This is a genomic window from Xanthomonas sp. WHRI 10207, from assembly GCF_040202975.1.
GTDB lineage: Bacteria > Pseudomonadota > Gammaproteobacteria > Xanthomonadales > Xanthomonadaceae > Xanthomonas.
Genome location: NZ_JBEGDX010000001.1, coordinates 158,792 through 182,159 on the forward strand (window position 1 = coordinate 158,792; position 23,368 = coordinate 182,159).

At 65.3% G+C, this 23,368-nt stretch carries 19 protein-coding genes; 8 read left to right on the forward strand and 11 right to left on the reverse strand.

The window, feature by feature from the left end; translation table 11 throughout:
* Nucleotides 1-231: 231 nt before the first annotated feature.
* Together ABQU90_RS00645 and ABQU90_RS00650 are read left to right on the forward strand one after the other, a co-directional pair.
* Nucleotides 232-3,006: a TonB-dependent receptor gene (locus ABQU90_RS00645; protein WP_323521678.1), complete on the forward strand. Its 2,775-nt coding sequence runs from the start codon at nt 232-234 to the stop codon at nt 3,004-3,006.
* Nucleotides 2,996-4,534: a histidine-type phosphatase gene (locus tag ABQU90_RS00650; RefSeq protein ID WP_323521679.1), complete on the forward strand. Its 1,539-nt coding sequence runs from the start codon at nt 2,996-2,998 to the stop codon at nt 4,532-4,534. The genes ABQU90_RS00645 and ABQU90_RS00650 overlap by 11 nt, the downstream gene beginning before the upstream one ends.
* 795 nt (nt 4,535-5,329) lie before the next feature.
* On the opposite strand, the gene metK is transcribed toward ABQU90_RS00650, so the two are convergent.
* Together metK and ABQU90_RS00660 are read right to left on the reverse strand one after the other, a co-directional pair.
* Entirely contained in the window at nt 5,330-6,541 is a 1,212-nt protein-coding gene (gene metK / locus ABQU90_RS00655; RefSeq protein WP_055851016.1) for a methionine adenosyltransferase, read from the reverse strand.
* Nucleotides 6,542-6,897: 356 nt separating this feature from the next.
* Nucleotides 6,898-7,383 (reverse strand): OsmC family protein, encoded by a 486-nt coding sequence (locus ABQU90_RS00660; RefSeq protein ID WP_323521680.1) that lies wholly within the window; start codon nt 7,381-7,383, stop codon nt 6,898-6,900.
* A gap of 484 nt (nt 7,384-7,867) precedes the next feature.
* Here ABQU90_RS00660 and ABQU90_RS00665 point away from each other — a divergent pair, with 484 nt between their 5' ends.
* The gene (locus tag ABQU90_RS00665; RefSeq protein WP_323521681.1) at nt 7,868-8,968 is read left to right on the forward strand and encodes a metal-dependent hydrolase; all 1,101 of its coding nucleotides are present in this window, start codon (nt 7,868-7,870) and stop codon (nt 8,966-8,968) included.
* A 216-nt stretch (nt 8,969-9,184) separates the two neighbouring features.
* Here ABQU90_RS00665 and dusB read toward each other — a convergent pair whose 3' ends face one another.
* The 4 genes from dusB to ABQU90_RS00685 all read right to left on the reverse strand — a co-directional run bounded on the left by dusB (nt 9,185) and on the right by ABQU90_RS00685 (nt 13,370).
* Nucleotides 9,185-10,183 (reverse strand): tRNA dihydrouridine synthase DusB, encoded by a 999-nt coding sequence (gene dusB / locus ABQU90_RS00670; RefSeq protein ID WP_323521682.1) that lies wholly within the window; start codon nt 10,181-10,183, stop codon nt 9,185-9,187.
* Between the two features lie 148 nt (nt 10,184-10,331).
* Nucleotides 10,332-10,934 (reverse strand): DUF4893 domain-containing protein, encoded by a 603-nt coding sequence (locus ABQU90_RS00675; RefSeq protein ID WP_323521683.1) that lies wholly within the window; start codon nt 10,932-10,934, stop codon nt 10,332-10,334.
* Between the two features lie 104 nt (nt 10,935-11,038).
* The gene (locus ABQU90_RS00680) at nt 11,039-11,992 is read right to left on the reverse strand and encodes a ribokinase (protein WP_115512485.1); all 954 of its coding nucleotides are present in this window, start codon (nt 11,990-11,992) and stop codon (nt 11,039-11,041) included.
* A 79-nt stretch (nt 11,993-12,071) separates the two neighbouring features.
* The gene (locus tag ABQU90_RS00685; protein WP_055851040.1) at nt 12,072-13,370 is read right to left on the reverse strand and encodes a NupC/NupG family nucleoside CNT transporter; all 1,299 of its coding nucleotides are present in this window, start codon (nt 13,368-13,370) and stop codon (nt 12,072-12,074) included.
* A 169-nt stretch (nt 13,371-13,539) separates the two neighbouring features.
* Here ABQU90_RS00685 and ABQU90_RS00690 point away from each other — a divergent pair, with 169 nt between their 5' ends.
* From ABQU90_RS00690 to ABQU90_RS00710, 5 genes are all read left to right on the forward strand, one after another.
* Nucleotides 13,540-14,508 (forward strand): potassium channel beta subunit family protein, encoded by a 969-nt coding sequence (locus tag ABQU90_RS00690; RefSeq protein WP_323521684.1) that lies wholly within the window; start codon nt 13,540-13,542, stop codon nt 14,506-14,508.
* Nucleotides 14,509-14,608: 100 nt separating this feature from the next.
* Nucleotides 14,609-14,848 carry a hemin uptake protein HemP gene (hemP, locus tag ABQU90_RS00695; RefSeq protein ID WP_005991480.1) on the forward strand — a complete coding sequence of 80 codons (240 nt, stop codon included), beginning with the start codon at nt 14,609-14,611 and terminating at the stop codon, nt 14,846-14,848.
* Nucleotides 14,849-15,121: 273 nt separating this feature from the next.
* Complete coding sequence (locus ABQU90_RS00700) at nt 15,122-17,353, forward strand: TonB-dependent hemoglobin/transferrin/lactoferrin family receptor (protein ID WP_323521686.1); 2,232 nt, start codon at nt 15,122-15,124, stop codon at nt 17,351-17,353.
* A 5-nt stretch (nt 17,354-17,358) separates the two neighbouring features.
* A complete protein-coding gene (locus ABQU90_RS00705) occupies nt 17,359-17,991 on the forward strand; it encodes a Hemin transport protein (protein ID WP_323521687.1) in 633 nt (210 codons plus the stop codon).
* Between the two features lie 29 nt (nt 17,992-18,020).
* A complete protein-coding gene (locus tag ABQU90_RS00710; RefSeq protein WP_323521689.1) occupies nt 18,021-18,950 on the forward strand; it encodes a DUF6607 family protein in 930 nt (309 codons plus the stop codon).
* A 93-nt stretch (nt 18,951-19,043) separates the two neighbouring features.
* On the opposite strand, the gene ABQU90_RS00715 is transcribed toward ABQU90_RS00710, so the two are convergent.
* The 5 genes from ABQU90_RS00715 to ABQU90_RS00735 form a co-directional block, all read right to left on the reverse strand.
* Nucleotides 19,044-19,397, reverse strand: a complete 354-nt coding sequence (locus ABQU90_RS00715) for a DMT family protein (protein ID WP_323521691.1) — start codon at nt 19,395-19,397, stop codon at nt 19,044-19,046.
* A 175-nt stretch (nt 19,398-19,572) separates the two neighbouring features.
* Nucleotides 19,573-20,457, reverse strand: coding sequence for an ABC transporter permease (locus tag ABQU90_RS00720; RefSeq protein ID WP_115553063.1), 885 nt, complete (start codon nt 20,455-20,457; stop codon nt 19,573-19,575).
* Nucleotides 20,454-21,287, reverse strand: coding sequence for an ABC transporter ATP-binding protein (locus tag ABQU90_RS00725; RefSeq protein ID WP_323521693.1), 834 nt, complete (start codon nt 21,285-21,287; stop codon nt 20,454-20,456). The genes ABQU90_RS00720 and ABQU90_RS00725 overlap by 4 nt, the downstream gene beginning before the upstream one ends.
* A 3-nt stretch (nt 21,288-21,290) precedes the next feature.
* Nucleotides 21,291-22,337 (reverse strand): ABC transporter substrate-binding protein, encoded by a 1,047-nt coding sequence (locus tag ABQU90_RS00730; protein ID WP_115527133.1) that lies wholly within the window; start codon nt 22,335-22,337, stop codon nt 21,291-21,293.
* Nucleotides 22,338-22,380: 43 nt separating this feature from the next.
* Nucleotides 22,381-23,298 carry a TauD/TfdA dioxygenase family protein gene (locus ABQU90_RS00735; protein ID WP_115527134.1) on the reverse strand — a complete coding sequence of 306 codons (918 nt, stop codon included), beginning with the start codon at nt 23,296-23,298 and terminating at the stop codon, nt 22,381-22,383.
* Nucleotides 23,299-23,368: the final 70 nt, after the last annotated feature.

The window sequence follows — 23,368 nt, forward strand, 5'->3', positions numbered from 1 at the left end:
CCACGCTTCCATACGCCAGCGACTATGCCGACTTGCGCGCTTGCTGCGCGCATTTGTCATGTCTGTAGCGTACGTCATGGTTTTGAAATATGCCGTCACCACCATGCGCGGCGCCTGCTTGCAGGTGTGACGCAGGTCCGCTGCCAAAGGCCACGTCGCTCTCTCACACATCGTGGTGGCGCTGCCGTGGCTTGAGTCCGTGGCGCGTTGCTGCACCCATCGGATTTGATCATGATCGCTCGTTGTTCGTTGCTGCGTCCTTCGCGCTTGTCGCAGGCCTTATGCGTGTCGTTGTCGATTTTTTGCGGCCATGCTGCCGCGCAATCCGCACAGGCTGCCGCAACCCCTGCGCAAGGCGAAATGGCCACGTTGGACAAGGTTACCGTCGCCGCCACCCGTTACAACGCGACCGACATGCAGATGGCCGCGACCAACACCGTCAACGTGTTGTCGGCCGACGATCTCAAGACCACTGCGGTACACAACGTGGCCGAAGCATTGGGCCTGATGCCGGGCGTCAACGTGATCAACACCGGGCAGTCGTATTTCGGCGGCATCGATGGCGCGGCGCGTGGCGAAGGCATGTTTTCGTCGGTGCGCGGTCTCAATGCCGAATACAACGTCAACCTGATCAATGGCATCAACGTGGCACAGGGCATGCCGTATAGCCGTGGCGTGCAATTGAGTCTGTTGCCGCCCTCCGGGCTACAGACCATCGTGTTGAACAAGACGTCCACCGCCGACATGGATGGCGATGCGATCGGCGGCACCATCGACTACCGCACGCCCAGCGCCTTCGACTCGTCCGATCGCCAGGGCGGCAGCGTGACCTTGAGCGGACGCATGGAAAGCCGCGCACGCGACTACGGCGATTCCGGACTGGGAAGCGGCGCAGCCGGCGATTGGCATGCACGTTTTGGCGATGCCGGGCAGTTTGGTGTAGCGGTCAGCGCGTATTACGACGAGCGTCATTTCGTCAACAGCGAAGTGGCCGGCGCGTCGGCGGCGCGCAACGATGGGTCCTGGGAATTCGCGCGTGCCGATGCCAGCGGCAATCTGGCCGCCGGGAGCGACCCGCAACAGGTGCTGCAGAGCACGGGCATCAATATCGGGTATTCGCAAGGCGACACCCGCCGCTACGGTGGCAATGCCGCCTTCGATTGGCGTGTGGACCCCAGCCTGCATCTGTATGCGCGCATGACCTACGCGTTTGCCAAGACCGAACAGAACACCGGTTACACGCAGTTCGTGCCGGCCAATGTCAGCTTCACCCAGATCGGCAGCAGTGGTGTGTATCAGCCGCAGATCAATCGCGTGGCAGTGCGCTACTGGTACGAAACCAACCCGGAAGAAGCAGACCTTGCCACCATCCAGCTGGGTGCGGAAAAACAACTGGGGCATTGGACGTTCGCGCCGAACATTTTCTACGGCACCGGCAACAACGATCGCCCGGATCACGTGGAAATTTCCGCACGCAACGATCAATACACCTCGACCAACTTCGCCTACGGCGCCAACCGCTTCATCAGTTACGACGGCGACGGCTTCCCGATCCCGCTGCTGACCCCGGCGATGCAGGCGCAGGCGTCCGATGTGGGCGGCCTGTTCGCGCGCCGCACCGGTCAACTTTCCAAACAGTACAGCGGCCAGGACAAGGGCGGCGGCAAGTTCGATGTGGGCTACGATTTCGATGACGGTCTGCTCAGCCGCATCGCGTTCGGCGTGAAGTATGTCGACAGCTCGCGCAGCTTCACTGATCGCGACTGGACCAATGCCAAGTACACCGACGGCACCTTGTTGCGCGACACCGGGTTGATCGCGCAGCGCTACGACGCGGTGTATCCGGGGCAATACGCACTGCCCACGCTGCGCTTGAGCAACGCCGCGCTCAACGACCTGATCGCACGCACGCTGACGCCGGCCAGCTTCGATAGTTGCGGGCAGTTGGCGGTCAACAACCTCAACTGCAACACCATGCGCGCCACCGAAGCAGTCAGTGCTGCCTATGCGATGGCGACACTGCGTACCGGCGATTGGGAAATCCTGCCGGGTGTGCGCTTCGAACATACCGCCATCACCAATACGTTCTGGGCGCAGCCGTCGGCCGTCAACGGGGCCGAGCAGGTCGGCGCATTCGCTAACAACCACACGCGTTACAACGTGGTCTTGCCGAGCGTGTTCGTGAACTACCGGCCCGCGGGCGACAGCGCGGTGTATCGCGGCTCGGTGTGGACCAGTTACACCCGTCCAGCGTTCGTGCAGCTGGGCGGTGGCCGCTCCACGGATATTTCCAGCGACGGCCAGACCATCATCACCGAAGGCAACCCGGATCTGAAACCGATCAAGTCGCTCAATGTGGATCTGTCCGGCGAATGGCAGAACGACACCGGCGGTCACGCGATGCTGGCCGGCTATTACAAGCGCCTGACCGACTACATCTACGAGAGCGGTTCCAATGCGGCCAATGCCGGCGAAAGCGGCACTGCGAGTACGCGCTTCGTACGTCCGCAAAATGGTGGCGACGGCCGCGTGCTGGGCATGGAAGCTGCCGTGCGGCAGACCTTCCAGGGCCTGCCCGCACCGCTGGATGGCATCGGCATCGGCGCCAATGTCACCCGACAGAGCACGCGCGTGGATCTGGGCGTAGCAGGCTTTGCGCACGAACGCATCCAGAACGCCCCGAACCTGCTCGCCAACGCAGAGCTGTTCTACGAAAAGGGGCCGTGGTCGATCAATCTGAGCTACCACTACTCTGGCGAATACGTGTCGGTGTACGACTATCTCAACCAGGGCGCGCGCTGGGACAACCTGTGGATCAAGCCGATCACCCGCGTGGACCTGCACCTGGGCTATGCGCCGAGCGAGCATCTGCGCGTGGACCTGTCGGTTGCCAACCTCACCAAACAGCACAGCTATTGGGCGCATGTGGGGCACGACACCACGGCGATTTCCGACATCGTCGATTCGGGCATGACCAGCCTGGTGACCGCCAAATATGTGTTCTGAGTCTGATCGTGCAGGGTGGGGCATCTCAGCGCAGGTGCAGCAGCACGACAAGCCCGCTGCGGGAAGCGTCGACAGCGCGGGGCAGGGCGCATCGCGCTGCGGGACGTTGGCTGGCGATGGGGAGCCGCTGTGGTCCGCGCGATGCGGCGCGGGCGGGCGTGACGCGATGGGGATCGTGTCGCCTTCGCTACGCGCAGCGCCGGGGCGGCGTGGTGGTGGCGCGCTTGCGATCACCGGTGTCTGCCTGCTGCTGACGCTTGCAGCGGTGTTGGGTGGCTGTGCATCGCCGACGCGCAGCGCATTGGCAGGTCGTGCGAGTGATCGATTGCCCGCTGACTCCCGCGTTACCGCTGCCGTCGCGGATCGGCAGCCGGGGCAGACCGAGCAGTTGGAACGCGTGGTGGTGGTGTTCCGCCACGGCGTGCGTGCGCCGCTGCAGGGTGAAGCGGCCGCCGCGCAGTACGCCGACCAAGCCTGGCCGCAGTGGTCCACCCCGGCCAGCCTGCTCACTCCGCGCGGACGCAAGGCGGTGCGATTGAGCGGCGCGTATCTGCGTCAATGGTTGACGCAGCAGACGTTGCTGCCGCACACGGGATGCCCGGCGGCAGGGAGTGTGTCGGTCTGGGCCAATACCGATCAGCGCACCATCGACAGCGGTGCCTTGCTGGCCGACGCATTGGCGCCGGGCTGCGGCATCGTCGCCGGGCACCGCGAGGCGGGCAGTAACGACCCGCTGTTCCGGCCGATCGAGGCAGGCGCGGTGCCGTTCGATGCGGCTGCCGCAGTGGCATCGATCCAGCAGCAGACCGGCGGCCCTGCCGCAGTGCTGCAGGGCCATGCGGCCGAGTTGCAGGCGATGCAGCAGATCCTGGGCTGCACACGCACGCCCTGCGACTTTGCGCGCATGCCGTCCACGCTGGCGCCATCGGCCAATGGGCGTGGACTGGCCTTGGGCGGGCCGATCGACCTGACCTCCGGCACCGGCGAGGTGCTGTTGCTGCAGTACGCCGACGGTCTGCCGCTGTCGCAGGTCGGCTGGGGCCGCGCCACCCCCGAACGCCTGGCGCAGGTCTCGCGCCTGCATGCGCTGCTGTTCGATATCTACGCGCGCCCGCATTACATGGCGCAGCGTTCCGGCGCACCGCTGGCACGCGAGGTGCTGCAACGGTTTGGCGACGCGCAGTCGCCCAGGTTGTCGGTGTTCGTCGGCAGCGACACGCATATCGCCGCGCTGAGCAGTTTGCTCGGTGTGCACTTCCATCTGCCCGGCTACGGCGCCGACGATCCACCACCAGGCGGTGCGTTGCTGCTCGGTCTGTGGCGGCAACCTGACGGAACGCGCGTGGTGCGTGCCCGCTACCTGGCGCAATCGCTGGATCAACTGCGCACCCTGGCACCGCTGGACCTGGCACACCCACCGCTGCAACAGGAACTGGCTCTGGATGTCTGCGCGCCCGAACAGCGCATGGCGTGCCCATTGCTCGCGTTTGCGCAGGCAATGGAGCAACAGCTGAAGCTGGATCCGTAGGTGCGGTAGTGCGACGTCAGGTTGAAGCGCGCCTTTCTACCTGAAGCAACCGAATGGACGTGCCGTGTCGTGCAGCGCGGCTCCGCCCCGTACCCTCACCCCAACCCCTCTCCCGCAGGGAGAGGGGCTTTGAATCCCTTCTCCCTGCGGGAGAATGTGCCCCGCAGGGGTGGATGAGGGTACGCGCGCAGCCTCATGGACGTGCCGTGCAGCGCGGCTTCGCCCCGCACCCTCACCCCAACCCCTCTCCCGCAGGGAGAGGGGCCTTGAATCCCTTCTCCCCTCGGGAGAAGGTGCCCCGCAGGGGCGGATGAGGGTACGCGCGCAGCCTCATGGACCTTCCGTGCAGCGCAGCTTGGCTCCGCACCCTCACCCCAACCCTCTCCCACAGGGAGAAGGTCTTTGAATCCCTTCTCCCCTCGGGAGAAGGTGCCCCGCAGGGGCGGATGAGGGTGCGCGCGCAGCCTAATGGACGTGCCATGCAGCGCGGCTTCGCACCCTCACCCCAACCCCTCTCCCGCAGGGCGAGGGGCTTTGAATCCCTTCTCCCTTCGGGAGAAGGTGCCCCGCAGGGGCGGATGAGGGTACGAGCGCAGCCTAATGGACCTTCCGTGCAGCGCGGCTTGGCTCCGCACCTCACTCCAACTCCTCTCCCACAGGGACAAAGTCTTTGAATCCCTTCTCCTCTCGGGAGAAGGCCCCCACACGGGACGAATGCTGGCGCTAGGCCTTAAAACGCAATGGGCCGCGTTAGCGGCCCATTGCGACACACCCACGCTCCAAAGAGCGCGTGGCTTACTTCAGCTTCGCATCGGCGCGCAGGGCGTCGGCGCGGTCGGTCTTTTCCCACGAGAACGCGGTCGCGCTGTGCTGCGCGCCGGTGGCGTCGGTGTAGGTGAAGTCCTTCGGCTTGCGGCCGAAGTGACCGTAAGACGCGGTCTGCTGATACATCGGGTGGATCAGGTCGAGCATCTGGATGATGCCGAACGGACGCAGGTCGAAATGCTTGCGGATCAGCTTTTCGATCTGCTCGTCGGCGATCTTGCCGGTGCCAAACGTGGTGACCGAGATCGAGGTCGGCTCGGCCACGCCGATGGCGTAGGAGACCTGCACTTCGCAACGGTCGGCCAGGCCGGCGGCCACGACGTTCTTGGCCACATAGCGTGCGGCGTAGGCGGCCGAGCGGTCGACCTTGGACGGATCCTTGCCCGAGAACGCGCCGCCACCGTGACGGGCCCAGCCGCCGTAGGTGTCGACGATGATCTTGCGACCGGTCAGGCCGCAATCTCCCACGGGGCCGCCGATCACGAACTTGCCGGTCGGGTTGATGTGGAACTTGGTGCCCTTGTGCAGCCACTTGGCCGGCAGCACCGGCTTGAGGATCTCTTCGCGCACCGCTTCGATCAGGTCTTTCTGCTTGATGCCCGGGTCGTGCTGGGTCGACAGCACCACCGCGTCGATCGCGGTCGCAACGCCGTCTTCATAGCGCAGGGTGACCTGCGACTTGGCATCCGGACGCAGCCAGGACAGCGCCGAGTTCTTCTTCTTGCGGATCTTGGCCTGCTGCTCGACCAGGCGGTGCGCCAGGTGGATCGCGGCCGGCATGTAGCTGTCGGTTTCGTTGGTGGCATAGCCAAACATCAGGCCCTGGTCGCCGGCACCCTGCTGTTCGGGGTTCTTGCGGTCCACGCCCTGGTTGATGTCCGGCGACTGCTTGCCGATCAGGTTGAGCACGCCACAGGTCTCGCCGTCAAAGCCGACGTCGGAGCTGTTGTAGCCGATGTCCAGGATCACCTTGCGGGTCAGCGCTTCCAGGTCGATCCAGGCGCTGGTGGTCACTTCGCCGGCAACGATCGCAACACCGGTCTTGACCATGGTCTCGCAGGCCACGCGGGCACGCTTGTCCTGGGCCAGGATGGCGTCGAGCACGGCATCGGAGATCTGGTCGGCGATCTTGTCCGGATGGCCTTCGGAGACCGATTCGGAGGTGAACAGGTAGCTGGACATCAGGCTTATATCCCTTAATTCGGATGAAAAGATGGCTGCGGATGATACACGCCCCGTGTGTCCGTTGCATTGTGCGCCTGAACGCGATGCCGTGGGGTTAAGCACAACCGACAAAACGCCCCGGCAGCCGGCAATGAGTTGTCTACATCACGCAAAGGCGGCAATGCGCGAGCGAGGCATGCCGATCCCACAGGCCATTGCCGTCCCTGCGACGGCACGGCGTGCAATGGGGGCGTCTGTCACTGCACGATCTGCTCGAACATCTGGCCGGCACCGGTGTCGCGCGGCAAACGCCGTGGTCGGCGGTGGGCAGCTACCCCCGACAGGAACCGCTACAGCCTTGAGCAACCCACCGCTCAGTTCGATTCGGCCAATTGCAGCTGGGGTTCGTGGCTGACCGGAAAATTCATCGAGCGGGCGATGAAGCATTTTTCATGCGCGGTGTGGTGCAGCGCCCTGGCTTGCGCGAGGTCGCTGCCCGGTGCCAGGGTCACCAGCGGGCGCAGCACCACCGAGGTGAACTGCCCGGCGCCATCGGCCTGCTCCAGCATGGCGCCTTCGGCGTTGTCCTCGTAGGCCTGCACGATGATGCCGGCATCGGCGCACAACCCCAGATACCAGAGCTTGTGGCAGGCCGACAGCGAGGCGACCAGCAGGTCTTCGGGGTTCCAGCGTGCCGGGTCGCCGCGGAAGCCCGGATCTGACGAGCCGTCGATCGCACTGGCCTTGCCCTCGGCCTCGATACGGTGGTCACGACTGTAGGCGCGATACCCCGAGGTGCCGCTGCCCTGGTTGCCGGTCCAGGTGACCTTCACGCTGTACTGGTGCTGTTTGTCTGGCATTGCCGCACTCCTTGTCTGCGTCGCACAGGGTGCGCCCTTCAACCCTGACAGCCAGGGTACTCGACCGCCCTGGCCTCTACCGGGGGCGGCACTTCCCAACGGTGGACCAGCCGCGCCAGGTCGTTGTTGCGCAGGCTGCTGTCGCGCTGTCGCGCTGGCCGTGACGCCGATACATCTCTTTCTCGGTCTGCTCCAGCTAGCAGAGGGTCAATGGTGCGGGGTCGCCGTGTAGCAGGGCGAGGGCCTTCCTGCGCATCTTTCGCGATAGGTGCGTAGCGTTCCCCACGAATGGCTGCCGCTCGTCCAGGCCGCGCTTGCGTACGCCTATCCACTGCAGCAGCGCAGCGTGCCGGCTGCTGCGATGCGATGCTGGTCGCCTCGGCGCGTCTCTTCAAGACACGCCTGCGCAGACGCAGTTGTGTGCCGACCGAAAGCGCGTGGGTCGATGCCTATCCGTGCATGTCGGGCCTGCTAGCATCGGCCGATGGATTCCCTGACCCAGATCGTTCTTGGTGGCGCAATCGCCGCTGCCATTGCGCCGCCCGGACAGCGGCGTGCCGCGTTGTTGGCCGGCGCGGCCCTGGGCACCTTGCCCGACCTCGATGCGCTGGCGCTGCTGACGCTGACCGACGACCCGGTCACCCTGATGACCGTGCATCGCAGCGTGAGCCATTCGCTGTTTGTGCTGCCGCTGGTCGGCTGGCTGATCTGGTGGATGTTCCGGCGCTACGGCAACGGGCGCGTGGCCAGCGCACCCACGCGCTGGTTCTGGGCGATCCAGCTGGCCTTGATCACCCATCCGCTGCTGGACGCCTTCACCGTGTACGGCACGCAGTTGTGGTGGCCGCTGCAGCCGCATCCGACCATGTGGTCGAGCGTCTTCATCATCGACCCGGCGTACACGCTATGGCTGCTGCTGGCTTGCGCGGTTGCCTGGTTCGCGCGCGCGCGCCCGCTTGCGCAGCACGTGCTGGTGATCGGGCTGGTGGCAAGTTCGGCCTATCTGGGCTGGTCGCTGATCGCCAAGCATCTGGTCGATCAGGAAGCCGACCGCGCGCTGGCGGCGATGGGGCTGGTCGATGCGCCGCGCTTCTCGGTGCCAATGCCGCTCAACACCTTGCTGTGGCGGGTGGTGGCGATGACGCCCAATGGCTATGTGATCGGCGAGCGTTCGCTGGTGGCCGACACCGGACCGATGCAGTTCCGTGGGTTTTCCAGCAATACCCAGGCACTGGGCGAAGTGGCGGCATTCGATTCGGTGCGCCGGTTGACCTGGTTCAATCGCGGCTTCATGCGTGCACGCCTGGTCGACGACGATTTGATGCTCAGCGATCTGCGCATGGGCCTGGAGCCGGACTACAACTTCAACTTCGTGGTCGCGCATCGCGACGGCCGGCAGTGGCAGCCCATCGTCCCGCGTCAGGTCCAGGCGGCCTATCGCGCGCCGGTGGCACGCGATCAGATCGGTGCGGTGCTGGCGCAGATGTGGCACCGCATCTGGCATGCGCCGGCCGGCACGGCGCTAACCGGCGATCTGGAACAGGTCGATACGCCGGTGGCTACACCGGCAGCGTCGACGCAATAAGAGTCGCTCACAAAACGACTGTGCAGCCGGCAGGCGGGCGGTGCACACGTGTTCGTTGTGGCATGTGGCGCTCGCACTCCGCTTGAGCGCGCCGGCTACGCCCAGCTGACGCCTGCGCGCCAGGCGGGTTAGCCACGTCACGCCATGGCGCGCAACGGATGGCAGCACGCGGCGCACGCATCGTGCAGGCGCGCGTGCGAGCGCAGCTGGGTTAGCTCAGGCGGCGTTCGGCAGCGGTGGCGCGACGCCGGCAATCAAGGCGTCGAAGTAATCGCGGGTCAGCGCCAGCTGCGCTTCGGGCGTTTCGGCGCGATTGACCACGGCGCGAAAGTCGGCGCTTTGCGGGTGATCCTTTGCGTACCAGCCCAGATGCTTGCGCGCGATGCGCACACCCTGCGGTTGGCCGTAAAACGCGTGCAGCGCGTGTAGATGCTCGAGCAGGGTGTCGCGTACGAAGGACAGCGTCGGCGCCGGCAACAGCGTGCCGGTGGCCAGGTAATGCGCCACCTCGCCGAAGATCCACGGCCGCCCCTGCGCGGCACGGCCGATCATCACCGCATCCACGCCGGTCTCGCGCAGCACCAGCGCCGCCTTCTGCGGCGAATCGATATCGCCGTTGGCGATCACCGGGATCTCCAACGCGGCCTTGATCTGCGCAATCGTCGCGTACTCGGCGCTGCCGGTGTAATGCTGGTCGCGGGTGCGTCCGTGCACCGCCAGCGCAGCGATGCCGCACTCCTGCGCGATGCGTGCGATGGTCGGGCCGTTGCGATGGTCGCAATCCCAGCCGGTGCGGATCTTCAGCGTCACCGGCACATCCACCGCCTGCACCACTGCGCGCAGGATCCGCGCCACCAACGCCTCGTCGCGCATCAACGCCGAGCCCGCCCAGGCATTGCAGACCTTCTTGGCCGGGCAGCCCATGTTGATGTCGATCAGCTGCGCGCCATGGTCCACGTTGTAGCGCGCCGCGTCGGCCAGCTGCTGCGGCTCGGTACCCGCGATCTGCACGCTGATCGGGTCGGGCTCACCGGCATGGTCCATGCGGTGCAGCGACTTGCGCGTGCCCCAGAAGCGCGGATCGGAAATGGTCATCTCCGACACTGCCAGCCCGGCACCCAGCCGCTTGCACAGCAGCCGGAACGGCTTGTCGGTGACGCCCGCCATGGGCGCGAGGATCACCTTGGGGGCGATGGAGTAGGGGCCGATCTGCATGCGGGCATTGTCGCTGCGGTTGCCGCTGCTGCCAACTCGGGCGCCGCCGGAGGGGCGCATGAAGTAGCGAACGCTGACCTAGATTGCAGCAATCCAGCGCATGCGTCAGCCGGATCGCGCGAAGGCGACCGGGCCGAACATTCCAGGATCAGCGGATCAGCTGATACAGCTCGAAGCCCTTGGCGCCGCCGTCCAGGATCAGCAGTAGTTCGTCCGGTCCCAGTGCGACCAAGCGGCCGACGCTGTTGCCGTTGGTGCCGTCGGAGATGTTGCCGGGCGCGTAGCGGCCTTCCGGCTCGTCGTTGACCGTGCTGGCACCAAGGAATGCGAACTCGCGGCTGTCCTTGGCTAGCGAATACAGCGTGCCGCTGCGGCGCTGCGAGCCGCTGACCTTGCTGAAACGATAGCCGCAGGCATCGCGGCTGATCTCGGCCTTGAAGTACGCGTAGGCATAGGCGAACCGCTGGTCGACCTGGATCGAGCGCACCTTCCAGCGGCCGTCCAGCTTGCCCGGCAGCTGCGGCGACTGTGCACGCTGCAGCAGCGTGCGCGCCAGCGCGGCGCCGTCTTCCTGCTCGGCATCGTCGTAGTGCGGCGCGATGGCCTGTTGCAGGCTGTCTGCAGATACGGTTACCGCGGCGCGGTCGGCATCGCTGGCAGTACCGTTCCAGTCGCAGCGCTGCGCAGCGGCCGACAGCGGGACAAGCAGGGCGCACAGCGCAACCAACGGAATCAGGGAACAACGACGCATCGAACACTCCTTGTCGTAATGCAGGCCCGTCGCGTTGACGGGCGGTCAGTTATGGCGTGGCGGGGCGAGTGAACGCAAACCGATGCCGCCACAGGCGCAGGCAGTTAGCCGGCGTCCGGCAGCAGTCGCGGCATCGACGCGGCCGCACCTTCCACTTCGGTGGAGCGCGCTGCGTAGCGGGTGGCAAAGCGCACGTGGGTAATGAAGCTGGCGCCCGGCGACTGCGCCAGCGAGGCCACCAACGCGCCGTTGAAGGCGTCGCCGGCACCGGTGGTGTCCACCGTCTGCGCGCTTTCTGCGCCCACGCGGTAATGCGCGGCGGTGTCGCCGCGCAGCTGTTCTTCGGCGTGCGAGATGAAGGCGCCCACCGCGCCCAATGTCACCACTACGGTGCCGCCCGGCAGCAACTTGCGGCACAGCGAATGCAGCGTGTTGCCGTCCAGCGCCGCGACATCGTCGGCGTTGATGCGCTCGCCGACGTGGCGGCCGAGCAGCGCGGCGAATTCGGTTTCGTTGGGGGTCAATACGTCGGACAGCTTTAGCAGGCCGATCGACGTAGGGGCGTTGGCCGGCGCTGCATTGAGCACGGTCAGTACGCCGCATTCGCGGGCCAGCGCCAGCGCCGACTCGATCGTCTCGGCCGGCGATTCCAGCTGCGCCAGCAGCACGCGTGCCGAGGCGACCAGCGCGCGCTGGTTCTCGACGAAGCCGGGGCTCAGCACCGAGTTGGCGCCGGCGCCGATCACAATCGTGTTGCGCCCGTGGCCGTCGACATAGATGCCGCCGGTGCCGGTGGGTTCATTGCTCGGTTCGGCGATCAGCGTAAAGCCGTCGTGCGCCGCCAGCGAGCGCGCCAGCGCGCCGCCGGCATCGTCGCCCAGCGCGCACAGAAAGTGCGTCTTGGCGCCGGCACGTGCGGCCGCGACCGCCTGATTGAACCCTTTGCCACCCGGGCCGGTGCTGTAGCGGCCGGCGATGGTGGCACCCGGCGCAGGCAGCACATCGCAGCGCCACACGTGATCGACATTGAAAGACCCGACAACGACGACCGAACTCATAAATACCTGCTTGCTTGAATGACTTGAAGAAACGTGGCGTCCGGCGATTAGACCGTGACGCCGATGAACCCGCGCCGCCTCAACCGAAGTGCGAGAGCACGCCGGCAATGGTAGCGGTCATGAAGGTGGCGATCGAACCGCCGAGCACCGCACGCAGGCCGAATTTGGCCAGATCGTGACGACGTTCCGGCGCCAGCCCGCCAATGCCGCCGATCTGGATCGCGATCGAGCTGAAGTTGGCAAAGCCGCACAGGGCATACGTGGCTATCAGGCGGCCTTCGTCGCTCAGGCCCACGCCCGGCACTTCGCCCTTCACGATCCGCGACAGCTCGCTGTAGGCGACGAACTCGTTGATCACCACTTTCTGGCCGATCAGCGACCCGACCGTGGTGGCATCCACCCACGGCGTGCCGATCACCCAGGCGATCGGCGCCAGCACGTAACCGAAGATCGTCGACAGGTTGGTCGGCCGGCCCAGCGCCGCAGCCGCGCCAGTCACCTCGCCCAGCCAGGTCAGTGGTGCGTTGATCAAGGCGATCAGCGCAATGAAGGCCAGCAGCATCGCGCCGATGTTCAGCGCCAGGCGCAAGCCATCGCCGGCGCCGGCCGCAGCCGCATCGATGATGTTGCTGGTGGTTTTTTCCACTTCCATCTTGACCGTGCCGCGGGTCAGCGGCGTGCCGGTTTCCGGCACCAGCAGCTTGGCGACCACCAGGGTGGCCGGTGCGGCCATGATGCTGGCGGCCAGCAGATGCTTGGCGTAGAACGCCTGCTGCGCAGGATCGCTGCCGCCGAGCATGCCCACGTATGCGGCCAGCACGCCGCCGGCGATGTGCGCCATGCCGCCGATCATCATCGTCAGCAATTCGGACTGGGTCATCTTGGGGATGTAGGGGCGCACCGTCAGCGGCGCCTCGGTCTGGCCGATGAAGACGCTGGCGCAGACGCTGGTGGTTTCTGCGCCAGACACGCGCATCACCTTGGTGATCGCCCAGGCCATCGCACGCACCACCACCTGCATCACGCCCAGGTGGTACAGCACGCCCATCAGCGCGGAGAAGAAGATGATGGTGGGCAGCACCTGAAACGCAAAAATAAAGCCGTAGCTTTCGATGTTCATCAGGCTGCCGAAAATGAAGGTGGAGCCTTCATTGACGAAGCTCAGCACCTTCACGAAGCCCTTGCCCAGCGAGTCGAACACGTCGCGCCCGCCCGGTACCAGCAGCACCAGCGAGGCGAACGAGATCTGCAGCAACAGGCCGGTGCCGACCAGCTTCCAGTCGATCGCGCGGCGGTTGGTCGAAAACAGCCAGGTGATGCCGATGAGCACCGCCAGACCGAACAGGCCGAAACCGATCCTTCCTAAACCTTCGACCATTCCATTCCCCGGGCTGCCAACGGCAAAACGATGAAGCCTAGAGCAGGGGGTGTCGGCGGGCAAGGCGAGCGGCATTCAGAAGGCCGGCACAGGGTTGCGCGGGCGCCCGGCCCGGTAAACTGCGCAAGCCGGTCCGGGGCAGGTGCCCTGGAGGTCGCAGGAGTTCGCCATGCTTTACCGTCGTCTGGGTTCCACCGGGCTGCAGCTATCGGCCGTGTCGTTCGGGGCCTGGGTGACCTTCGGCAAGCAGATCGGGCGCGGCGAGGCGCGCAACCTGATCGCCGCCGCCTGGGACAACGGCATCAATTTCTTCGACAACGCCGAGGTCTACGCACGTGGCCGCGCCGAAGAGGTGATGGGCGATGTGATCGCCGACCTGCGCCTGCCGCGCGATGGCTACTGCGTGTCGAGCAAGGTGTTCTTCGGTGCGGTGGACAGCCCGCGCCCGACCCAGCGCGGGCTCTCGCGCAAGCACGTCACCGACGCCTGCCACGCGGCGCTCAAACGCTTGCGTGTGGACTATCTGGATCTGTATTTCTGCCACCGGCCCGACCCGGACACGCCGATCCAGGAAACCGTGCGTGCGATGGACGCGCTGATCCGCCAGGGCAAGGTGCTGTACTGGGGCACCTCCGAGTGGAGCGCCGAGCAGTTGCGTGCGGCCATCGCCATCGCCGAGCAGGAACACCTGCATGCCCCGGCGATGGAGCAGCCGCAGTACAACCTGCTGCACCGGCAGCGGCTGGAGCGCGAGTACGCGCCACTGTGCGAAGCCGGGCTGGGGACCACCATCTGGTCGCCGCTGGCGTCGGGCTTGTTGACCGGCAAATACAACGGCGGCGTTGAGGCCGACAGCCGCCTGGGCCAGCCGGAGAACGCCTGGCTGCAGGACGAAGTGCTGGGGACGCCCGAGTCGCGCCGTCTTGAGCGGGCCCGCGCGTTTTGCGCAGTGGCTGCCGAGCTCGGGCAGTCCCCGGCGCGGCTGGCCATCGCTTGGTGCCTGCGCAACCCGCATGTGTCCACCGTGATCCTGGGCGCGAGCCGGGTCTCTCAACTGGAAGAAAACCTGGGGGCGCTGGAAACCTTGGTGCAGGTGGATGCCGCGGGCTGGGAGCGGGTGGACGCGACGACGCGTTGAGCGATGCGCCGCTAACGATTGGTTAGGTCAATCGAAAGGTGTAAAGCGATGCAAAGATCGAGAGTTCCAAATGAGAATGGCTCTTGATCATTAAATGAGAATGGTTATTATTTGTCTGGCCAACCGACTGGAGAACCAGATCATGACCGCTCATCCCGTGCTGCTCCGCTCCGAACCGGTCAACCTGCGCGACCGCGCCGTGCCGCGTGTTGTGCCTGCCGAAGACCTCATCAGCAGCGAGGCGCTGCTCAAGGGCCGTCGCGAAGTGCTGATCCAGCATGGCGACCGCGTCTATCGCCTACGCCATACCAGTAACGACAAGCTCATTTTGACCAAGTAAGTCCTGCCGAGCCGACGCGGGCGACCCGATGCGGGTCGTCCGGCCACGGCCCTGAGGCAGACGCGTCGCGCAACCGCTCCAGGCGCGCCACGCAGTGATTGCGTGTTCGCAGCCGACGTTGCGCTGCGCAGTGCGGCCGTGCCGACCGGCATCCGCACAACACGACCGATGTGGGCACGCCGCCGCTGCCCACCGCTGACCTCTCCACCCCCGGTTGCCGCATGCGGCATGCCGCAGCGTGCGCTGCCGGGGGGCTCCCACAAAGGTTCCTAGATGATTCGCCTGCATCCGCTGGTGGTCGCGCTGTCGCTTGCGCTGCCTGCTGTTCCGTTGTGTGCCCACGCTGCCGACTCAGACGCCGGCGGCGATGCTGCGCGCGAGGTGCACGACTTCGATCGCCTGCAGGTCACCGCCACGCGCACCCAGCGCGCACTGATCGATGTGCCGGCCACGGTGGATGTGATCGACCGCGAACAACTGGATAACCAGCTGGTGCGCGAACTCAAGGACCTGTTCCGCTACACGCCCGGGGTGTCGGTGACCAGCAACAGCGGTCGCTTTGCCGGCGCCAGCGGCATTCGCATTCGTGGACTGGATGGCAACCGCGTCGCGATCCTGGTGGACAACGTGCCGGTGTCGGACACCTTCGCCTTCGGCAGCTATCTCAATGCCAACCGCAATTTTGTCGACCTCGAAACGCTCAAGCGGGTAGAGGTCGTCCGTGGGCCGGCCAGCTCGCTGTATGGCTCCGATGCGCTGGGTGGCGTGGTGGCCTTTGTCACCAAGGACCCGTCGGATTATCTGAGCGCCGATAAGCGCAGCTATGTCGGGCTGAAGTTCGGTTACGAAGGCGACTGGAACGGCCTGTTTGCCGGTGCCACTGCCGCATTCGGTGGCGAGCGCTGGAGCGGCATGGTGGCCGTAGCGCATCGCCAGGGGCAAGAAGCGCAAAACCAGGGCGATAACCGCAGTCGCGATTTCACACGCACCGCCGCCAATCCGCAGACCATCGACGGGCGCAGCGTGCTGGCCAAACTGGTGTACGCACCGAACGCGCAGCAGCGTTTCAAGCTCACTGTCGAAGGTAACGAGGACTATGGCAGCATCGAAGCGTTGAGCGGCATCGACCCGCGTGTGACCACGCCATCGCTGCGCATCCTGTCGCAGGACGGCCGCGATCATCAGACCCGTGCGCGGGTGTCGTTGCGGCATGAGCTGGACGCGCTGGACGCGGTGCTCGCCGACGATCTGCAATGGCAGTTCTATCGCCAGGACAGCGACAGCCTGCAACGCACCGATGAATTGCGTGGCAACAACACGCGTCGCCACAACGAACACACTTTCGATCAGCGCGTGTACGGGTTGCTGGTCAATGCGCACAAGCGCATCGAAACCGCGGCGCTGACCCACGACATCACCTACGGCCTGGACGGCACCTGGACCGACACGCGCGCCAAGCGCGATGGGTATTCGGTCAATCTGGCCAGTGGCGCGATCACCAACCGCGTTGGCCAGGACGTGTTCCCGGTGCGTGATTTCCCCAAGAGCGAAACCACCAAGCTCGGTCTGTATGCGCAGGACGAAATCGATCTGCTGGATGGCAGGTTGTCGCTGACCCCGGGTGTGCGCGTGGATTATTTCCGTCTGGCGCCGCAGCTGGATGACATCTTTCGCGAAGACAATCCCGGCGTGGCGGTGGCAACCATCGACCAGACGCAGGTGTCGCCGAAATTCGGCGCGGTGTGGCGGTTCTCGCAAGCCTGGTCGGCGTATGCCAACTATGCGCACGGCTTTCGCGCGCCGCCGTACAACGATGTCAATATCGGCTTTACCAATCTGCAGGCGCGCTACACCGCCATCGCCAACCCGGAGTTGAAATCGGAGACCAGTCGCGGCGGCGAGCTGGGGCTGCGCCTCAACGATGCCGTCGGCTATCTTGGGGTGAGCGTGTACTACACCGACTACCGCAACTTCATCGAATCGTATGCGCCGGCTGGCGTCAACGCGGAGGGTTTACTGCTGTTCCAGTCGCGCAATGTGGACGATGTAGTGATCAAGGGCGCCGAAGCGCGTGGCGGGCTGGATTTGGGCGCGCTGGCCGGCTGGCAGGGTTGGTCGTTGAACAGCGCGGTGGCCTATTCGGAAGGCGACAACCTCACCGACGACACGCCACTCAATTCGGTCGACCCGTTGCGCGGCACGCTGGGCGTCGCTTTCGACAGCGATACTTGGGGTGCGGAATTGATCGGCACCTTTGTCGCACGCAAGCGCCGGCCGCAGCTTGCCAGCTATTACACGCCGGCCGGCTACGTGACGCTGGACTTGATGGGCCATTGGCAATTCGCACCCGGCGCCAAGGTCACTGCAGGCATTTTTAATTTGGCCGACCGCCGCTACGTGGACTGGAATGCGCTACCCAATGGCACGCTGGGCAGTAGCACGGTGCTGGATCGTTTCACCGGCGCCGGACGCACGGCGTCGGTCAGCCTGGCGGTGAGTTGGTAGCCGCCATGCCTATCGCCCGCTCACTCCCGTTGTCCTCGGCTGCACGTGCCGACCGCGCCGCACTGCCGCGCGCACCGCAGTTATCGGCGCTGGGCACGGTGCTATGCCTGTACCGTCCCGCGCTGGGCAATGAACTCGATGGCTGGCAGCACGCCGTCGATGCCGCCGCCTCGCGCCAGGTGGACAGCGATGGCGTGCGCGAAAGCATCTGGTTCTTCGGCGCCGACGGCCAATGTTGCTGGCGGCTGTATCTGTTGCCGGACAGCGATTTTTTGAGTTGGGATCGCCTGGTCTCGCGCTTGCCGCCACTGCCGGCGGAGACGCACGGCCTGGGCGTCGGCGAACGCTTATGGCGTCGTCTGGCCGGACGCCTGCGCGGTGAGAGCTGGCGCTTGAGCGCACTGCGCCTGCAGTCCATCGCCAACCGCCAGCAGTCGCTGGCCGCCAATCTTGCGACCGTGTCTGCGCTGGGTGCGGACGTCGCCGCGCGCCTGGCCCGCGAAGAAGGCATCGACGGACGTGTGGCAGTGGACGATTGTTGCTGCGCACGCGCTGCCGCCTCGCGCGCTGCGCAGGCCACCTCACGCGGTACCGATCCCACCGACATGACCACGTCGCTGCTGCGCTTGCGCCGCTGACGTTCCCACGACCACGACCGAGAATTCCGATGAGCCGATTGTTTCCGTGTTTCCCTGCAGTGATGCTGAGCCTGTTACCGGTGGTCGCCACTGCGGCCGCAGAGCCCGAACGCGATCGCCAGAGCATTTTGGCGATGCAGGGCGAATACGCGGTGGATTTCGCCTTCGACGAAACCGTGTTGCTCAAGCCCGGTTACGAGCGCGCATCGGCGATGCGCAGCGCTGCCAACGAAGTGGTGATCGTGGTGGAAGACACGCCACACAAGATCGTGTTGCAACATTTGCTGGTGGATGAAAAGACCAAGCATGTGACCAAGCACTGGCGGCAGGATTGGGTCTACGAAGCGCCGCAGCGTTTTGAATTCAGCTCCGACCAGACCTGGCGGGTGCGCGCAGTGCCGGCGACGACGACTGCAGGTGCATGGACGCAATGCGTGTTCGAGGTAAGCGATGCGCCGCGTTATTGCGGCACCGGACGCTGGGACTACGCCGATGGTCACCCGACCTGGACCAGCGATCTGAGCTGGCGCCCGTTACCGCGCCGCGAATACACCAAGCGCAGCGACTACAACGCGCTGTCGGTGATCAATCGCCACACGCTCACGCCTAACGGCTGGACGCACGAACAGTTCAACACCAAGGTGCTGCGCAAGCCCGATGGGAGCCAGCAGGCCATCGCACGTGAGTTCGGCTTCAACGATTACCGCAAGACCAGCGAGGTCGACTTTGCTCCGGCCTACGCCTACTGGAAGGGCACGCAAGGCTACTGGGCCAAAGTGCGCACGCGCTGGGCCACCTTCCTGGACACGCCACCGGGCCTGCATCTGAAAACCAAACCCGATGGCATGGCTATGATCATGCCGATGTTCGAACAGGCCAACACCGTGCAGAAGGGCAAGCCGGTCAAGGACGCGCAACTCGACGCGGTCTTTGCGCAGTGGGTGGAACCTGCGAACTAACCACCGGCTATCGTAGGAGCGCACCCGGGCGCGATGCGGGTTTCCTGGTAATGCCCGTCGCGCCCGGGTGCGCTCCTACGGGCAAGGCAGACGTTATTCCTTGAACATCAAAAACGCCGCTACCAGGATCAGGCCGAACGCGGCCCAGTGATTCCACTTCAGCGACTGGCCCAGGTAGAAGGTCGAGAAACCGGCGAATACCAGCAACGTGATCACTTCCTGCATGCCCTTGAGCTGCGGCGCCGAATACACCGCGCTGCCCATGCGGTTACCCGGAACCTGCAGGCAGTATTCGAAAAACGCGATACCCCAGCTGACCAGGATCGCGATCATCAGCGGCGTGCTTTTGTACTTCAGATGCCCGTACCAGGCGAAGGTCATGAACACGTTGCTGACGAGCAGCAGCAGGATTGGGTACAGGTACGCAGTGAAGGCGGTCGTGGGCATGACGGCGGACGGCAGGAAAGGGGCCGGCAGCATAAGCCAGCGCCGTTAAGCGCACGCGACCGTTTCGATGCGCCGGGCGCAGGCTAAGGCGGCCGGAGGCCTGTGCGAAACGCTGGTCTGCAGCAGGGCCATGCAAAACGACTCGCCTTACGTCGCGGCTCCCACGCTCACCCTGCTAGCGCTGCATACCCCAGCGACGCACGGTGAGCCGTTCGATGGCCTGGAACACCACGCCTTCCACCAGCAGGCCCAGTACGATCACCATGGCCAGGCCGGCGAACACCTTGTCGGTGTACAGCTCGTTGCGGTTCTGGAAGATGTACCAGCCCAGGCCGCCCTGGCCGGAGGTGGCGCCGAACACCAGCTCCGCTGCGATCAGGGTGCGCCAGGCGAATGCCCAGCCGATCTTCAGGCCCGACAGGATCGCCGGCAGCGCGGCCGGGATCAGCAACTGCGCCACATAGCGTGGACCACGCAAGCCGTAGTTGCGGCCGGCCATGCGCAAGGTCTCAGGCACCGCCTGGAAGCCGGCGTAGGTGGTCAGCGCCAGCGGCCACAGCACTGAATGCACCAGCACGAACACCAGGCTACCGGTGCCCAGCCCGAACCACAGCAAGGCCAGCGGCAGCAGCGCGATGGCGGGCAGCGGGTTGAACATCGCCGTCAGCGTGCCCAGCACATCGCGGCCCCAGCGTGTGGAGGCGGCCAGGGCGGTCAACACGAAAGCCAGCACCACGCCGAGCACATAGCCCTGCGCCAGCACCTTTAGCGACGCACCTACGCGGCGCAGCAATTCGCCCGACAGCAACCCCTCAAAAAACGCGCGTGCGGTCTGCCATGCGCTGGGCAACATCAGATCGTCGCCGACCACGCGCGCGGCGATTTCCCACACCGCTACCAGCACCGCCAGCACCAGCGCCTTGCGCAGCCATGGCGGCGCCTGCCAGCGCGCGGGCGCCGCCGTGGCAATCAGCGCGGGGTCCAGCGGCTGGACGGCCAGCTCGTACTCGGCGCGCACCGGCGGGAGCCGCGGCAGCCTGGCGGCAGGACTGCGGCTCATGGCAGCGCCTCGCGTTGACGCATGGGCGGGCGACGCAAAGGCGCCACCTTGTCGTTGTCGAGCGTGGCGTCGGGCAGGTCGAACAGCAAGCGGTGAATGCGTTGCGCGGTCTGTTGAAACGCCACGCTGCCGGCGCTGTGCGGGCCAAATGCGTGCGCGTTGAGTTCGGCGCGTACCTGACCGGGATGCGGCGACAGCAGCAACACACGGTTGCCGACCACCAGCGCTTCTTCGATGGAGTGGGTGACAAACAACAGGGTGAAGCGCAATTGCTCCCACAGTTCCAGCACCTGCTCCTGCATGCGCGAGCGCGTCAGCGCGTCAAGCGCAGCGAACGGCTCGTCCATCAACAGCACACGCGGACGCATCGCCAGTGCACGTGCAATGGCAACGCGTTGCTTCATGCCACCGGACAAGGTGTGCGGGTAGGCCTCGGCAAACGCACTCAACCCGACCTGCGACAGACTTTCGTCGGCACGCTCGCGCGCTTCTGCGCGGCTGAGCTTGCGCGCTGCGCGCAGGCCGAAGATCACGTTCTCGCGCACGGTCTTCCACGGTGCCAGTTGATCGAACTCCTGGAATACCACCACTCGATCCGGCCCTGGTCCGGTCACTGCGCGCCCGTCCAGACGGATCTGTCCTTCGCGCGGACTGACGAAGCCGGCCACCGCCTTGAGCAAGGTGGACTTGCCGCATCCCGACGGCCCCAGCAGAACAAAACGATCGGCTTCATGCACATCAAAGCGCACCCGATGCGTCGCGCGCACCACGCGCTGCACGGACGCATATTCCAGGCTGACATGATCGACTTGCAGCAACGGTGTGCTCATCGCTCAGCTCCCGCCTGCAATCAGCGGATCATCGAAGAAGTAATCGCCCACCTTGGCAGGCGCCTGCTTGATCGCACCGCTGTGCTGCATGAACTTGCCCAGCTTCAGCGTGTTCTGCGGCGCCACGGTGAACTGCACCTTGGGGTCCTTGAGAATCTGCAAGACAAGCGCGCGATCAATGCTTGAACCATTGCGACGCAAGAAGATATCCGCCGCCTGTTCCGGATGCGCGGTGACGAATTTCGCCGCTTGATCCAGTGCGGCGACAAAGGCGCGATAGGTCTTGGGATTATCGCGGCGGAATTTTTCGGTGGCGTACAACACCGTGGCCGACGACGGTCCGCCTTCGATGTCATAGGAGCTGGTCACGATATGCGCGGCCGGGTTGCGCGCCAGTTCCTGTTCCTGAAACGGCGGGCTGGCGAAATGTGCGGTGATTTCGGTGCGGCCACGGATGATCGCTGCGGCGGCATCCGGGTGCGGCAATGCCACCTGCAACGGATCCAGCTGATGGGTGCCCTTGTCGCCCCAGCGTTGTTGCGAGGCATGCTGCAGAAAGCGCGATTGCACCGACACGCCGGTGGCGGGCACCGCAATACGGTCCTGCGGCGTGAAGTCGCCGATGCTCTTGATGCGCGGGTTGTTGCTGATCAGGTAGTACGGAAAATTGCCCAGCGAGGCCACACCACGCACATTCTGCCGACCACGCGTGCGGTCCCAGATGGTGAACAACGGCCCGACGCCTGCGCCTGCGATATCGATCGAACCGGTGAGCAGGGCATCGTTGACCGCCGCGCCGCCGGACAACTGCAGGAACTGCACATCGATGTCCACGCCAGCAGCCTTGCCTTGCTGCTCGATCAGCTTCTGGTCCTGTGCCACATCCAGCAGCAGGTAGACGATGCCGAACTGCTTGGCGATGCGCAGCTTTCCTTCTGCCTGCGCGGTGGCGCTCAGCAGCAACGGCAGTGCTGCCAGCAGCAACACCGCGACGCGCCTTGAGACTGTGCGGCGCTGCGAAGGTGCGTGAGAAGTGACGGTCAAACGCATGCGGCGCTCCAGTCGAAAGGGGGAGGAGGGGACAGGCGCACGCTCAGAACGGCGCGTCGCCTTCGATGGTGGTGCGGTTGAGCCGGCGGCGCAGGTGGTCGGGCGTGCCTGCAGCCAGATGCATCACCGAGCGGTTGTCCCAGAACACCATGTCGTGCGCCTGCCATTGATGCCGGTAGACCAATGCATCGCGGGTACTGTGTTCGAACAAGGTCTGCAGCAACGCAGCACTTTCCTCGTCGGGTAAGCCGACGACACGGGTGGTGAAGTGTTCGCTGACAAACAGCGCTTTTTGCCCGGTTTCCGGGTGCGTGCGCACGATGGGGTGCTGCACCGGTTTGACTTCGGCAATCTGTTCGGGCGTCAGCGCCGGGCGCCACGGGTTGCGTGCGCGCAGCGCTTCGTACTTGGCGAGATAACTATGTTCGGCACGCAGGTCCTGCACGCGGCGCTTGAGCGGCTCGGGCAGCGTTTGCCAGGCCAGATGCTGATTGGCGAACAGTGTGTCGCCGCCGTCGCTGGGCAGTTCCTGCGCATGCAGCAGCGAGCCCAGGCTGGGCGTTTCCTTGTAAGACAGGTCCGAGTGCCAGTAATGCCCGGCATCGCCCAGCCCGATCGGTTCGCCGTTCTCCTTGATGTTGGACACCACCAGCACTTCCGGATGCCCGCGCAGCTGAAAGTTGCGCAGCACATGGATCTGCAACGGCCCGAAACGGCGGCTGAAATCCACCTGCTGCGCGGGCGTGATGCGTTGATCGCGGAACACCAATACGTGATGGTCCAGATGCGCCTGATGGATGCGCGCAAAGGTGGCGGCATCCAGCGGCTGCGACAGATCCAGCCCCAGGACTTCAGCACCCAGTGGCGCATCGAATGGCACGATTCGCACACCGGACGTCTGCACGGCGGCGGCATCGTTGCGCGGCGATTGCACGCGCGCTGCAGAACTCACGCTGGCCATGACGGTGGCACCTCGACGACAGCTAAAGGCCGCCCGAACGGCGGCCGGACTGGTCACTCTAGGCAGTCGT

Coding starts and splice junctions, on each gene's coding strand:
- ABQU90_RS00645 (WP_323521678.1), top strand. CDS start 232: ATGATCGCTCGTTGTTCGTTGCTGCGTCCTTCGCGCTTGTCGCAGGCC.
- ABQU90_RS00650 (WP_323521679.1), top strand. CDS start 2,996: ATGTGTTCTGAGTCTGATCGTGCAGGGTGGGGCATCTCAGCGCAGGTG.
- metK (WP_055851016.1), bottom strand. CDS start 6,541: ATGTCCAGCTACCTGTTCACCTCCGAATCGGTCTCCGAAGGCCATCCG.
- ABQU90_RS00660 (WP_323521680.1), bottom strand. CDS start 7,383: ATGCCAGACAAACAGCACCAGTACAGCGTGAAGGTCACCTGGACCGGC.
- ABQU90_RS00665 (WP_323521681.1), top strand. CDS start 7,868: ATGGATTCCCTGACCCAGATCGTTCTTGGTGGCGCAATCGCCGCTGCC.
- dusB (WP_323521682.1), bottom strand. CDS start 10,183: ATGCAGATCGGCCCCTACTCCATCGCCCCCAAGGTGATCCTCGCGCCC.
- ABQU90_RS00675 (WP_323521683.1), bottom strand. CDS start 10,934: ATGCGTCGTTGTTCCCTGATTCCGTTGGTTGCGCTGTGCGCCCTGCTT.
- ABQU90_RS00680 (WP_115512485.1), bottom strand. CDS start 11,992: ATGAGTTCGGTCGTCGTTGTCGGGTCTTTCAATGTCGATCACGTGTGG.
- ABQU90_RS00685 (WP_055851040.1), bottom strand. CDS start 13,370: ATGGTCGAAGGTTTAGGAAGGATCGGTTTCGGCCTGTTCGGTCTGGCG.
- ABQU90_RS00690 (WP_323521684.1), top strand. CDS start 13,540: ATGCTTTACCGTCGTCTGGGTTCCACCGGGCTGCAGCTATCGGCCGTG.
- hemP (WP_005991480.1), top strand. CDS start 14,609: ATGGTTATTATTTGTCTGGCCAACCGACTGGAGAACCAGATCATGACC.
- ABQU90_RS00700 (WP_323521686.1), top strand. CDS start 15,122: ATGATTCGCCTGCATCCGCTGGTGGTCGCGCTGTCGCTTGCGCTGCCT.
- ABQU90_RS00705 (WP_323521687.1), top strand. CDS start 17,359: ATGCCTATCGCCCGCTCACTCCCGTTGTCCTCGGCTGCACGTGCCGAC.
- ABQU90_RS00710 (WP_323521689.1), top strand. CDS start 18,021: ATGAGCCGATTGTTTCCGTGTTTCCCTGCAGTGATGCTGAGCCTGTTA.
- ABQU90_RS00715 (WP_323521691.1), bottom strand. CDS start 19,397: ATGCCCACGACCGCCTTCACTGCGTACCTGTACCCAATCCTGCTGCTG.
- ABQU90_RS00720 (WP_115553063.1), bottom strand. CDS start 20,457: ATGAGCCGCAGTCCTGCCGCCAGGCTGCCGCGGCTCCCGCCGGTGCGC.
- ABQU90_RS00725 (WP_323521693.1), bottom strand. CDS start 21,287: ATGAGCACACCGTTGCTGCAAGTCGATCATGTCAGCCTGGAATATGCG.
- ABQU90_RS00730 (WP_115527133.1), bottom strand. CDS start 22,337: ATGCGTTTGACCGTCACTTCTCACGCACCTTCGCAGCGCCGCACAGTC.
- ABQU90_RS00735 (WP_115527134.1), bottom strand. CDS start 23,298: ATGGCCAGCGTGAGTTCTGCAGCGCGCGTGCAATCGCCGCGCAACGAT.